Source organism: Streptococcus infantis, assembly GCF_047465035.1.
In the GTDB taxonomy this organism is placed as follows: Bacteria; Bacillota; Bacilli; order Lactobacillales; family Streptococcaceae; genus Streptococcus; species Streptococcus infantis_T.
Window position 1 is genome coordinate 25,030 of sequence record NZ_JASHAQ010000010.1, and the last position, 12,189, is coordinate 37,218.

Genomic DNA, 12,189 nt, shown 5'->3' on the forward strand with positions numbered 1-12,189 from the left:
GAGTATGAAATTGAGTTTTGCCTAACCTCTTAGTATAGACGTATTGGATTTTTGGATTTTTTAGAAAATTATGATAAAATAAAGGATATGAAAAATGGGGACTCCTCATGCCTAGTTTAACTAGGAAACAAAATAGAAATTAGGTAGCTAGATGTCATCAAAAGTTATTGTTACAATTTTCGGTGCAAGTGGGGATTTGGCCAAACGTAAGCTCTACCCTTCACTTTTTAGACTTTATAAATCAGGTAATCTTTCTGATCATTTTGCTGTTATTGGAACTGCTCGTAGACCTTGGAGTAAGGAGTATTTCGAATCTGTCGTTGTCGAATCTATTTTAGACTTGGCAGATAGTGTGGAAGAAGCTCAAGCATTTGCGAGTCATTTTTACTATCAAAGCCACGATGTTAATGACACTGAGCACTACATCGAATTACGTAAACTTCAGGCTGAATTAAACGAAAAATATCAGACTGAGCACAACAAACTCTTCTTCCTCTCAATGGCACCTCAGTTCTTTGGTACCATCGCCAAACATCTCAAGTCTGAGCAGATTGTTGACGGTAAAGGCTTTGAACGTTTGATCGTTGAGAAACCTTTTGGAACAGACTATGAGACTGCAAGCAAACTAAACGAAGAACTCCTAGCTACTTTTAACGAAGAGCAAATCTATCGTATCGACCATTATCTTGGAAAAGAGATGATTCAGAGTATCTTTGCGGTTCGTTTTGCCAACATGATTTTTGAAAATGTTTGGAATCGTGAACACATCGATAACGTACAGATTACCTTTGCAGAGCGTCTAGGTGTTGAAGAACGTGGTGGCTACTATGATGAATCTGGTGCCCTTCGTGATATGGTTCAAAACCATACCCTCCAACTTCTGTCACTCCTTGCTATGGACAAGCCAGCAAGCTTTACAAAGGATGACATTCGCGCAGAGAAAATCAAGGTCTTCAAGAACCTTTACCACCCTACAGATGAGGAACTTAAAGAGCAATTCATCCGTGGTCAATATCGTTCTGGTAAAGTTGATGGCATGAAATACATCTCTTACCGTAGTGAACCAAATGTTAACCCTGAATCTATGACAGAAACCTTTGCATCAGGTGCTTTCTTTGTTGACACTGATCGTTTCCGTGATGTACCTTTCTTCTTCCGTACAGGGAAACGCCTCACTGAAAAAGGAACACACGTGAATATTGTCTTCAAGCAAATGGATTCCATTTTCGGAGAGCCTCTAGCACCAAACGTGCTTACCATCTACATCCAACCAACAGAAGGATTCTCACTTAGCCTAAACGGTAAGAAGGTCGGTGAAGAGTTTAAGCTTGCACCTAATTCGCTTGATTACAGAACAGATGCAACTGCAACGGGTGCTTCACCAGATCCATATGAAAAACTTATCTATGATGTTTTGAACAATAATTCAACTAACTTTAGCCACTGGGATGAAGTGAGTGCATCATGGAAATTGATTGACCGTATTGAGAAGCTTTGGGCTGAAAACGGTGCTCCACTCCATGACTACAAGGCTGGTAGCATGGGACCTCAAGCTAGCTTTGAACTCCTTGAAAAATACGGTGCTGAGTGGACTTGGCAACCAGATATCGCCTATCGTAAAGATGGTCGATTAGAATAGAAAAAATATCCTGCAAGAATTCTTGCAGGATTTTCTTTTATATCAAACCTTCTAGAAGGCCCTTCATAAAGTTCTCAGAATTGAATTCACCGATATCATCGATTTTTTCACCAAAACCAATCAACTTAACAGGAATATTGAGTTCCTCACGGATAGCCAGAACAACACCACCTCGGGCAGTCCCATCTATCTTGGTTAAGACAATTCCTGTAACAGGAGTAATTTTTGAAAACTCTTTGGCTTGTACAAGAGCGTTTTGTCCTGTTGAGGCGTCAAGTGCTAGGAAGGTTTCATGCGGAGCTTCTGGCACAACACGTTTAATGATACGACCAATTTTTTCCAACTCTGCCATCAAGTTTTCCTTGTTTTGTAAACGGCCAGCTGTATCAATCATCAAAATGTCAACACCTTCTGCTACTGCACGTTCCATCCCATCAAAGACAACACTAGCTGGATCTGCTTTTTCAGGTCCAGTAACCACAGGAACATCTACACGACGACCCCATTCTGCTAGCTGGGCTACTGCACCTGCACGGAATGTATCCGCAGCAACAAGCATGACTTTCTTGCCTGCTTGCTTGTAGCGGTGAGCTAATTTACCGATTGAAGTTGTTTTCCCGACACCATTAACACCTACAAAGAGCATGACTGTCAAACCATCTTGGAAGTTAATGCTTTCATTGTACTGTCCATCTTTTTCGTAAAGCTCTACCAATTTTTCGATGATCACACGACGGAGGACATCTGGTTTCTTGGCATTTTCAAGTTTTGCTTCATAGCGCAATTCTTCAGTGAGATTTGAAGCTACCTGTACACCAACGTCACTCATGATTAAGAGTTCTTCAAGTTCTTCGAAGAATTCTTCATCAACAGAGCGGAAGTTAGCAAAGAAAGCATTCAAACGAGCTCCAAAGCCCGTACGAGTTTTCTTGAGACTACGGTCATATTTTTCCTGTACAGTCTCTTGAACTTGAGGAATTTCTTCGATTACTAGATCTTCTTCCACTTTTTCAGAAGTGTCTGCTTCCGTTTCGTCTGATTGAGCTTGATTAGCTTCTTCCTCGTCGCTATCACTTGAAGGTACTTCTTCGACTGGTGACTCAAGTTCTTCTGCTACAAACTCTGCTACCTCTTGAGCTCTTTCTTCAGTTTCTTCAACTTCTGTTGACTCTGACTCTTCCTGACAACAATGACACTCAGTTTCCTCTTCAAACTGAGTCTCTTCTTCCTGAGGGGCGGTTTCTGGTTCAACTGTTTCTGTAGTAGTTTCTGCTACTGGTTCTTCCGACTCACTAGCTTCTTTAGAATAAGTTTCCTCAAATTCTGAACTTTGGTCGATTTCTTCAGTATTTTCCTCTTCAGCTTCCTTGCTTACAGATTCTGTAACTTCGTCGCCAGGTTCTGTCAGATCCAAGTTTTCCAAAGCTTCTTTAACGACTTCTTCGATTTTTGGTTCTTCTTTTCTACCAAATAAACGGTCAAATAATCCCATACTTTAGTTCTCCTTTAGTACATATTTTTCAATGGCCCAGGCAACAGCTTCCTCGTCATTGGTCATAGGGGTGACTACATTTGCAACTGCTTTAACTTCAGGAACAGCATTTTGCATGGCTACACCAAGACCTGCCCATTCTATCATAGAAAGGTCATTGGCCTCATCTCCACATGCCATCACCTGACTTTGGTCAATTCCTAGGTGGTCAATCAATTTAGCTAATCCCGTAGCCTTATGAACGTTCTTTGGCGACCATTCCAAAAGCATGTCGCGAGATTTAAAAATTTCGTAGTTGTTAAACAAGTCTGATGAAATGTTAGCAATTGCTGCATCCAGTGGTTCTTGGGCAAAGGCTGTCACACATTTATTATAAGTCATTTGACTAGACAAATCTTCAAAGTCAATTGGAACGAAAGTCAGAGCAGGATTAAATTTAGCATACAGACTCTCTTGATCTGATTGGATTTGGTAAACGGTGCCTTCTGAAATAGCATCTAAAGGAATGCCTAGTTTTTCAGTTTCTTCATAAATGCGTGTCACATCATCGATTGAAAAGACTGTTTTATCGAGAATCTCACCTGTATTTCTCTGAACCAATCCTCCATTAAAGGTAATGGTATATTCATCATCATGACCGTCTGTTCCAAGCTCTTTGAGGAAGAAATCCATGGCCTTGAGGGGACGTCCAGTTGTCAGTACCACTTTGACTCCCTGATCACGCGCAGCCTTCAACGTCGACTTGGTACGTTCAGTCAATTTCTTGTCTGTTGTCAGCAAAGTCCCATCTAAGTCTAGGGCAATTAATTTAATATCCGCCATTACAATCCCTCCATATAAGCAATAACTGATTGGTCTTTGTGATGTCCGATAACTGTTTCAGCTAGTTCTAAAATCTCTGGACGAGCATTTTCAGGTGCTACCGGGTGCCCTACAACTTGCATCATGTGCAGGTCATTAAGATTATCACCAAAAGCCATCACTTGATCCATATCCAGATTTAATTTCTTAGCCAATTCGACAATAGCGACTCCCTTGTCAACATGGTCTAAAACGATGTCAATGGATTCAAAGCCTGTCGTCATAGCCTTGACCCCAGGAACATGTTCATTGACCCAAGATTCTCCAGCTTCTACTGTCTCTTCAGTGAAGTTAGTTGTGAATTTGAAAATCTCATCGGTAATATCTTCTAGGCTGGCTACTTTTTTGATATTTTCATTGTAATGATGACTAAACATAAGATAGGTTTCATCTACTGTATCTAAGACATAGCAAGCCTCTTTACCAGTCAAGAGCATCTTTTTCTCATCAAAATAAGGTGAAGTCTTTAGTTTTTCAAATGTTGATAGGTAAAAATCTCGAGGCATGGTTGCTTCATAGAGGTCCTCTCCATGGAAACGAACGAGACTCCCATTTTCAGCAATGAAAATAATCTCATCTTTAACATCCGCAAAATGCTTTTCAAGTGACAAAAGCCCACGACCTGATGCTACAGCAAAATAGATTCCTTTTTCTTGATAAGAATGGAGCAACTTTTTCAGACGCTCCATATCAAATTGACCGGCACCATCCAAAAAAGTACCGTCCATATCCGTTGCTACTAATTTAATCATAAATTCTTCATACTCCAATTAATAAATCTACCTTCTATTATACCATAGAAAAAGTAAAAAAAGACGTGCTGAATTGACACGTCTTTGTCTTCTAAAAATTAATCCGTAAGACCAATTTAAAGGCCAGGCTGATTTGCTTACTTTCTTTTATATCCAATCTCTCAACTCTTTTCTTCCAAAGTTCTTGATTGAAGTCTATTCTGAGAGTTCATCAGCTATTACGTAAAAATTATCAATCTTTGGCTGAGATACAGTTGTCACAATCATAAATAGCATATAGTTCTTGACATATAATCTTGCATATGAAAAAATACTTGTTGGAGGTTAATAATATGACTGAAAAAATCAAAAACTGGGTTAATATTTGCGTTTTGAAAAATCAAGAAATTTTATTACTTAATAGACAGCACGATAATTTTCCTGGCTGGATTCCACCGGGAGGAAAAGTTGAATTCCCTGAAAGTTTTTTTGAAGCTGCATTACGGGAACTTAAGGAAGAAACTGGACTCACTGCATTAAATCTTGAATTAAAAGGAATTTCAGGCTTTACTAATTCAATTGGTAATGAGAGATTTGTCTTCTATGACTTTTTATGTACTCAGTTTACTGGTGAACTAAGTACATCTGCTGAAGGTGAGCCAAAATGGTGGAATCTAAAAGATATTGATAAAATACCAATGCAAGATGAAATAAGAAAAAGGCTACCACTTTATTTAAGAAAAGGAAGCTTTGAAACTATTAACTATTGGGATGATAATAAGAAATGCATTAGTGAAAACAAAACAATTTTATTTGACTAATATTCTCTACGGTATAATCAAATGCAAAATTCTCAATCCATTAGTAATTTTTGTATAATTCAGTACTCAATACAATCTGTCTTTAATAACATATAGTTTAGAGTTTTACAAAATAATGGTATCTAATAAAAATCATCTAATCTGACAATTTTTTCTTGTATCTATTGATATCTAAAAAGCCTTGGAAACAGCTTATTCCAAGGCTTTCTCTATATTCTATTGTATCTATAGAGCCAGTCGTTATTAAAAATATAACCCCCTTTCTACACTTTCCTGAATCAAATCTTCCGTTAGTTTCCATAATTCTTCTGATTCACTTTTTATGAACTTTTTCTTTTCTAATACCATGTCTGCACTGATATTATCAGGGTTATAATTGATTTCTGACACTTCCAAGTGATTTATCAGTGGTACCAATGCATCGATCACTCTTGCATATCTTGCTTCAGCACTCTGCCCTTTTTCAAATTCCAACCACAAATTTTTCATATTCAAATATTTTTCTTCTGGAAGGATACTCATTGTTTTTTCTATAGATGCTAGTTCTCTATCATGAGAATGAAGCTTTTTTTCATCATCAAACACCCAAGTATCTCCGGCATAAATCTCACCTAAATCATGAATCAATAACATAGAAGTGACTTTTTCCATATCCAATTTTTCAGGATAATAATCTTGAAGAACCATCGCAGCTATGGCACCCTGCCAGGAATGCTCGGCACTATTTTCAAATCTGCCATCAAGAGTTCTATTAAATCTTCTTACTGCCTTTAATTTCTCTATTTCTTTAATAAAATCAATTGAATGTTTCAAATTACTCATTGCTATTCCTACCTTATTCGAAATTACAAATATAATAGCAAAAATTAATCTTTACATCATTAATTTCCCGTATTTGCAAAAAAATAACGCCTAATCCACATGAGATTAGACGTTGATAAAATAACTCTCGCTTATTCATCAATTCAAGGTTCTCTTATCCATATTTGGCAAAGAGAGCTTGAACTTAATAATACAAAGTCGAATCACAAAGCCAACTATTGAGAGAATGATAAAGGCAGTAATTCTTGGAAAGTGAAGGACAAAGGCCAACCAGTAATAAATAACTCCGATTACGAAAGATAGAAGGGCATAAATGTCTTCTTTAAGAACACTCGGAACTTCGTTGATTAATAGGTCTCGGATAATACCTCCACCGGCTCCTGTTAGACAAGCCAAAATCCCTGCAGACATCAAATTTAGCTTACTATCCACTAAGGCTGTCGCTCCAATCAAGGAGAAAATAATCAACCCAATAGAGTCAAAGATGAGATAGGCTTCTCTCAACCACTTATAGAACTTTTTATCATGACTAGCATTGGCCTGTTTTGAAGTTACAAAGACATACATGATAACAGCTACTAGGATAGAGACATAAATGGGGCTAGGATCTGCTAGAGAAGCTGGAAAGCGACTAATAATGGAATCTCTTAGGATTCCTCCGCCTACTGCAGTTACAATTGCCAATAAACTGATTCCAAAAATATCTAAACGTTTACCGAATCCTTTGATGGCTCCTGACGCCGCAAAGGCTATAGTCCCAATATAATTACAGATCATTAGGAATAGATCAAAATCCATATAAGCTCCTCAAATTATTTTGTAACCCTTCCGACTTCTTGAAGGTTATTTAAATGCTTAGCTTAAAAATTTGTAACGAGCACTAACTAAGCATCCATATTCTCTAAATCTTTTAGTTTTACAGAGACAATCTTAGATACACCAGATTCCTGCATAGTAACTCCATAGATTGAGTCAGCTGCCGCCATAGTTCCCTTACGGTGGGTAACAACGATAAACTGACTATCCTTGTCAAATCGGTTGAGATAATCCCCAAAACGTTTAACGTTTGCTTCATCGAGTGCAGCTTCTACTTCATCCAAGATAACAAATGGAATGGTCTTAACCCGAATGATTGAGAAGAGCAAAGCCAGAGCTGACAAGGCCTTCTCTCCACCACTCATGAGGTTGAGAGATTGGATTTTCTTGCCTGGTGGTTGCACAGAGATTTCGACACCTGCTGTCAACAAATCACCTTCTGTCAAAATTAGGTCTGCTTGACCACCACCAAACATCTGCTTGAAGGTCACTTTAAAGGATTCACGAATCGCTTCAAACGTAGACTTGAAGCGTTCTTTCACTTCATCGTTCATCTCTGTAATAGTTTCAAGAAGTAAGTTTTTAGCAGAAAGAATATCATCTCGCTGACTATTTAAGAATTCCAAGCGTTCGTGTACTTCATCAAATTGTTCAATAGCATCCGGATTGACTGGACCAAGTGAACGGATAGATTTTTCCAAATCCTTGACCTCTTGTTCAGCCATAGCTAAATCTTCTAACTGATTGGCTTGTTCTAGGGCTTCCGTATAGCTAATCTGATATTCTTCTGTCAATTGGCTTTGAAGATAACGAAGTCGGTCCGTAATTTTTTCTTTGGTTGCTTCCGCTCGTGTTTGCTTACGAATCCATTCTTCATTTTGCTGACGAGCTTGTTCTAAATGACTTGCAATATCATCCAATTGTCCTTCAATATCATCCAGTTCAAACTGCTTACGAATGAGCCCCTGTTGAAGTTCTTCCTTCTGACTCTTGGCTTCTCTTTCCTGCTTGGCCAAAAGTTCTGTATCAACTTTTTCAAGATTGTCTACCTTTTCTTGGAGAAGGCGTTCGATTTCATCTTGCTCCATATCAAGGTATTCAAGCTCTTTGTTAATCCGTTCAATATCTGCAACTTCGTAACGTTTTCGCTCTATCATTTCTGTTTTGAGAAGACGTTCTTGGGACAGTTTTTCCTGCAAGCTTTGGTAACGTTCCTGAATCGCATTTTTATTGGACTTGATTTCTTCAATTTCTGATTCTAGCTTTTGCTTTTCAGTTGCGATGATCGAGAGACGTTCTTGGCATTTTTCTTTTTCAGTTTGCCAATCTCCACCTCTTAGATTAGTTAACTCTTGCTCCTGAAGTTCTAAAAGTGTTTCTAGTTCTTCGACTTGTTGGCAAGTTTGTTGATAAGCCAGATATAAGCCTTGCTCCTCTATTCGAGCTTGCTCTCCTTGAGACTTAATAGTCTCCAAAGTTTGACTGAGGGCTGTCAAGCCTTCTTGAACAGATTTCAGATTTTCTTCCTCTTGACGAAGAAGTTTTTCTTCTTGAGCGATTTCTTTTTGCAACTGCTCTAATTCAGGCTTGATGAAAATGCTGTTATTTTGACGATTAGCACCACCAGCATAAGAACCACCTGTTCGTAGCTCTGTTCCATCGAGAGTTACCATCCGAACTTGATAGCGCACCTTACGAGCCGCATCACGCGCATGCTCTACCGTATCAAAGATTGCTGTGGTAGCTAGCAGGTTTTTAAAAATAGCTTCATGCTTTGCATCAAAAGTAACCAATTCATCTGCCATTCCAAGAAAACCTGGACTTGAGGCAATCACATCTTGGTTCTGATCTGAAATGCTACGAGCCTTAATAGTTGTCAAAGGTAGGAAAGTCGCACGACCAGCTCGATTTCGTTTAAGGAAGTCGATAGCCTTAGTCGCAGCCTGTTCATCTTCAACGATGATATGTTGGCTACTTGCACCAAGGGCAATTTCGAGGGCTGTCTGATAACGAACATCAAAAGTTAAATGTTCACTGACCGCTCCGACAATACCGCCCAGGCGATTTTTTTCTTGTAGAACACTCTTAACACCCGCATAGAAATTACTATGATTTTTAAGAATGTTTTCCAGACTTTGCGCCCTGGCCTGCTTGTTTTTCAGACTATCTAGACGGTCAAAAAGTTGATTTTGCTGACTTTGATAAGCCTGCTTTTGTTCTTCTTCCTGTTTAGCATTCGTATGATAGTCAGCAAGCAAGGTCTGTACTTTTTCTTTTGCTGATTTTAGATCAGCCTCTTGTTCACTTGCCTTAGACTTAGCAGAAGCTAATTGTTCCTTCAAGGACTCCAATTGTTCTTCTTGCTTTTGAGTCTGTTGGCGACTATTTTCAAGGTCATTTTCAATACGTGTCAGCTGGTTAGACACATCCGCTTCTTCCTGCAAGAAAGCTACGAAACGTTCACGCAATTGCTCAATCATTTGGTCTGGATCATCAGAAAAAGCTAACAACTCAGCTTCTAAACGATTGAGCTCCTTGGTATTAACTGCTAGATTTGCTTCTAACTGACTGAGATTTGTTTCTTTTTCTTCCCTCTCTTGAATGAGAACATTTCTCTTTTCGTCCAAACTAGCCAAACGAGCCTGTGCCTCTTGTTGATTGAGAGCAACCTGCTCAGTTTCTAGTTTAGACAAAGCTAACTTACGTTCTAAATCACTTATTAAACTAGTCAAATCCATCAAGCTTGACTGGTCTTTTGCCATCTCAGCCTGTAAATCATGCCGTTTCTTCTTGAGAGTTTGATTTTCTTCTTCTAAGTTTTGACGTTTTTGATAATAACTGGTTAAAAGTTCTTGAACCTGGTTTAATTCTTCTTCTGTTAGATCCAATTCAGCCTTATTGGCTTGAATCTGAGCAACCAAAACGTCCAAGTAGATCGCTTTACGCTGACCGTCCAAGTCCATGAATTTACGAGCTGTTGCTGCTTGTTTTTCCAAGGGCTTGATTTGATTGTCCAGCTCATAGATGATATCTTCCAAACGATCCAAGTTGTCTTGGGTTTGTTGCAGTTTACTTTCTGTCTCCTTACGTCTAGTTTTATACTTCAAAACTCCCGCCGCTTCTTCAAAGATAGCGCGGCGTTCCTCAGGTTTTGAATTGAAGATTTCTTCGACCTTCCCTTGGGAAATAATAGAGAAGGAATCACGTCCAAGTCCAGTATCTAAGAAGAGGTCATGGATATCACGGAGACGAACTTTTTTTCCGTCTATCTTGTACTCACTATCTCCACTCCGATAGATATGACGTTCAACTTTGATTTCCTGGCCTGCATCCTTGATAAAGCCATCTTGGTTATCCAAAGTAACAATAACAGAAGCGTAGTTTAGAGGCTTCCGACTTTCTGTTCCTGCAAAGATGACATCAGGCATCTTCCCACCACGCAGACTCTTGACACTAGATTCACCAAGTGCCCAACGGAGGCTTTCAGTGATATTTGATTTCCCAGAGCCATTTGGTCCTACAACCGCTGTCACCCCTTGGTCAAAAACAACCTTGGTCTTGTCAGCAAAGGACTTAAACCCTTGGATCTCAATTTCCTTTAAATACATGAATCCAGCCCTTTCTCAACTGCATTTTTAGCGGCTTCCTGCTCGGCCAATTTTTTAGAGCGTCCTTTACCTGAACCTAGACTTTGTCCCTCAACAAGGACTTCAACCTCAAACATCTTATCATGGGCTGGCCCAATCTCTGAAATCACCTGATAACGAATATCAACATCTCCATTAACTTGGAGCAATTCTTGCAGGTGAGTCTTATAATCCTTGATCATCTCAAAATCGCCAGCTTCAACCTTAGGAATCATGACTTGGTAGATAAAGGTTTTAACAGTTTTTATATCCTTATCTAAAAGCAGGGCACCCAAAAAGGCTTCGAAGGCATCCCCCAAGATCGTATCTCGGTTACGGCCTCCCGATTTTTCCTCACCCTTACCAAGCTTGATAAACTGGTCAAACTGACAATCACGGGCAAAACCAGCCAAACTCTCCTCACGGACAATCATAGCACGGAGTTTTGACAAGTCCCCTTCTGGTTTTTTAGGGTATTTTTTAAACAGATATTCTGAAATTAATAATTGAAGAACAGCGTCTCCTAAAAATTCCAAGCGTTCATTGTGTGAAATTTTTAAGAGGCGGTGCTCATTGGCATAACTGGTATGGGTAAAAGCTGTTTCAAGTAAGCTTTTATCTATAAAAACAAGATCAAAACGGTCTTGTAACACTGATTCTAATTCTTTCATGATTACCTCTTTCTAAATCATTATAATCCTATCCATTATATCAAAAAAAGCCTTCATAGTCAGAAAAGAACAGTGAAAAGCTTATTTTCTAACTTCTAGCTAAAATCAGCCCCCAGCTAGCGGATTGGGCTTTTTTTTGGTATAATAAATCTTATGGAAATTGAAAAAACCAATCGAATGAATGCTCTGTTTGAGTTTTATGCAGCCCTTTTGACTGATAAGCAGATGAACTATATCGAACTCTACTATGCTGATGACTATAGTTTGGCTGAAATCGCTGAATAGTTCGGCGTTAGTCGTCAGGCTGTTTATGATAATATCAAACGAACTGAAAAGATTCTTGAAGATTATGAGATGAAGCTCCATATGTACTCTGACTACATTGTTCGCAGTCAGATTTTTGATCAGATTTTGGAGCGTTATCCAGAGGATACTTTTCTGCAAGAGCAAATTGAGATTTTGACCAGTATTGATAATCGGGAGTAATCATGGAAAATCTTGTCGTTTATAAAGGAATACCCTGTAAATTATTAGCTGCAGAGGAACCATTTCCTAGTCGACTACAGATTATCTCGCCCAATCATATCTCCAAAGCTATGCAAATAGGTTTTAGCTGTTGGGGATATCCAAATGAAATCATGAAAGAAGTCACACCCGAAGAACTAGAGTGTTTGCAACATTTCGGACGATTTCCATTGAATTGAAAAAAT

10 protein-coding genes and 1 pseudogene are annotated in these 12,189 nt (G+C 38.9%); 4 read left to right on the forward strand and 7 right to left on the reverse strand.

Annotated features, from left to right (window positions below; genetic code table 11):
* Positions 1-151: 151 nt before the first annotated feature.
* The gene (zwf, locus tag QM406_RS05905) at positions 152-1,639 is read left to right on the forward strand and encodes a glucose-6-phosphate dehydrogenase (RefSeq protein ID WP_414273699.1); all 1,488 of its coding nucleotides are present in this window, start codon (positions 152-154) and stop codon (positions 1,637-1,639) included.
* A 37-nt stretch (positions 1,640-1,676) separates the two neighbouring features.
* On the opposite strand, the gene ftsY is transcribed toward zwf, so the two are convergent.
* Genes ftsY through QM406_RS05920 form a run of 3 tightly spaced genes read right to left on the reverse strand, consistent with a single transcriptional unit; the run spans position 1,677 to position 4,744 of the window.
* Complete coding sequence (gene ftsY / locus QM406_RS05910; protein WP_414273700.1) at positions 1,677-3,131, reverse strand: signal recognition particle-docking protein FtsY; 1,455 nt, start codon at positions 3,129-3,131, stop codon at positions 1,677-1,679.
* Positions 3,132-3,134: 3 nt separating this feature from the next.
* Positions 3,135-3,953, reverse strand: a complete 819-nt coding sequence (locus QM406_RS05915; protein ID WP_414273701.1) for a Cof-type HAD-IIB family hydrolase — start codon at positions 3,951-3,953, stop codon at positions 3,135-3,137.
* On the reverse strand, positions 3,953-4,744 hold the full coding sequence (locus tag QM406_RS05920; RefSeq protein ID WP_075231679.1) for a Cof-type HAD-IIB family hydrolase: 792 nt from the start codon (positions 4,742-4,744) through the stop codon (positions 3,953-3,955). Before QM406_RS05920 ends, QM406_RS05915 begins: the two co-directional genes overlap by 1 nt.
* Before the next feature lie 332 nt (positions 4,745-5,076).
* Between QM406_RS05920 and QM406_RS05925 the strand changes: the two genes are divergently transcribed.
* Positions 5,077-5,544, forward strand: coding sequence for an 8-oxo-dGTP diphosphatase (locus QM406_RS05925; protein WP_049548291.1), 468 nt, complete (start codon positions 5,077-5,079; stop codon positions 5,542-5,544).
* Between the two features lie 243 nt (positions 5,545-5,787).
* Here the strand turns inward: QM406_RS05925 and QM406_RS05930 are convergent, their stop codons facing one another.
* The 4 genes from QM406_RS05930 to rnc form a co-directional block, all read right to left on the reverse strand.
* Positions 5,788-6,366 carry an HD domain-containing protein gene (locus tag QM406_RS05930; RefSeq protein ID WP_414273702.1) on the reverse strand — a complete coding sequence of 193 codons (579 nt, stop codon included), beginning with the start codon at positions 6,364-6,366 and terminating at the stop codon, positions 5,788-5,790.
* Positions 6,367-6,504: 138 nt separating this feature from the next.
* Positions 6,505-7,164 carry a trimeric intracellular cation channel family protein gene (locus QM406_RS05935; RefSeq protein ID WP_000344917.1) on the reverse strand — a complete coding sequence of 220 codons (660 nt, stop codon included), beginning with the start codon at positions 7,162-7,164 and terminating at the stop codon, positions 6,505-6,507.
* 86 nt (positions 7,165-7,250) lie between these two features.
* On the reverse strand, positions 7,251-10,790 hold the full coding sequence (smc, locus tag QM406_RS05940) for a chromosome segregation protein SMC (protein WP_414273703.1): 3,540 nt from the start codon (positions 10,788-10,790) through the stop codon (positions 7,251-7,253).
* Entirely contained in the window at positions 10,781-11,479 is a 699-nt protein-coding gene (gene rnc, locus QM406_RS05945; RefSeq protein WP_414273704.1) for a ribonuclease III, read from the reverse strand. Before rnc ends, smc begins: the two co-directional genes overlap by 10 nt.
* Before the next feature lie 153 nt (positions 11,480-11,632).
* On the opposite strand from rnc, the pseudogene QM406_RS05950 reads away from it, so the two are divergent.
* A pseudogene (locus tag QM406_RS05950) lies at positions 11,633-11,965 on the forward strand (putative DNA-binding protein).
* A gap of 2 nt (positions 11,966-11,967) precedes the next feature.
* On the forward strand, positions 11,968-12,183 hold the full coding sequence (locus QM406_RS05955; protein ID WP_311523697.1) for a 2-oxoglutarate:acceptor oxidoreductase: 216 nt from the start codon (positions 11,968-11,970) through the stop codon (positions 12,181-12,183).
* The last annotated feature ends 6 nt before the right edge of the window (positions 12,184-12,189 follow it).

Bases quoted from the DNA above. Each gene is read 5' to 3' on its own strand.
- QM406_RS05915 (WP_414273701.1), bottom strand. From the start codon at position 3,953: ATGGCGGATATTAAATTAATTGCCCTAGACTTAGATGGGACTTTGCTG.
- zwf (WP_414273699.1), top strand. From the start codon at position 152: ATGTCATCAAAAGTTATTGTTACAATTTTCGGTGCAAGTGGGGATTTG.
- QM406_RS05930 (WP_414273702.1), bottom strand. From the start codon at position 6,366: ATGAGTAATTTGAAACATTCAATTGATTTTATTAAAGAAATAGAGAAA.
- QM406_RS05935 (WP_000344917.1), bottom strand. From the start codon at position 7,164: ATGGATTTTGATCTATTCCTAATGATCTGTAATTATATTGGGACTATA.
- ftsY (WP_414273700.1), bottom strand. From the start codon at position 3,131: ATGGGATTATTTGACCGTTTATTTGGTAGAAAAGAAGAACCAAAAATC.
- rnc (WP_414273704.1), bottom strand. From the start codon at position 11,479: ATGAAAGAATTAGAATCAGTGTTACAAGACCGTTTTGATCTTGTTTTT.
- QM406_RS05925 (WP_049548291.1), top strand. From the start codon at position 5,077: ATGACTGAAAAAATCAAAAACTGGGTTAATATTTGCGTTTTGAAAAAT.
- smc (WP_414273703.1), bottom strand. From the start codon at position 10,790: ATGTATTTAAAGGAAATTGAGATCCAAGGGTTTAAGTCCTTTGCTGAC.
- QM406_RS05920 (WP_075231679.1), bottom strand. From the start codon at position 4,744: ATGATTAAATTAGTAGCAACGGATATGGACGGTACTTTTTTGGATGGT.
- QM406_RS05955 (WP_311523697.1), top strand. From the start codon at position 11,968: ATGGAAAATCTTGTCGTTTATAAAGGAATACCCTGTAAATTATTAGCT.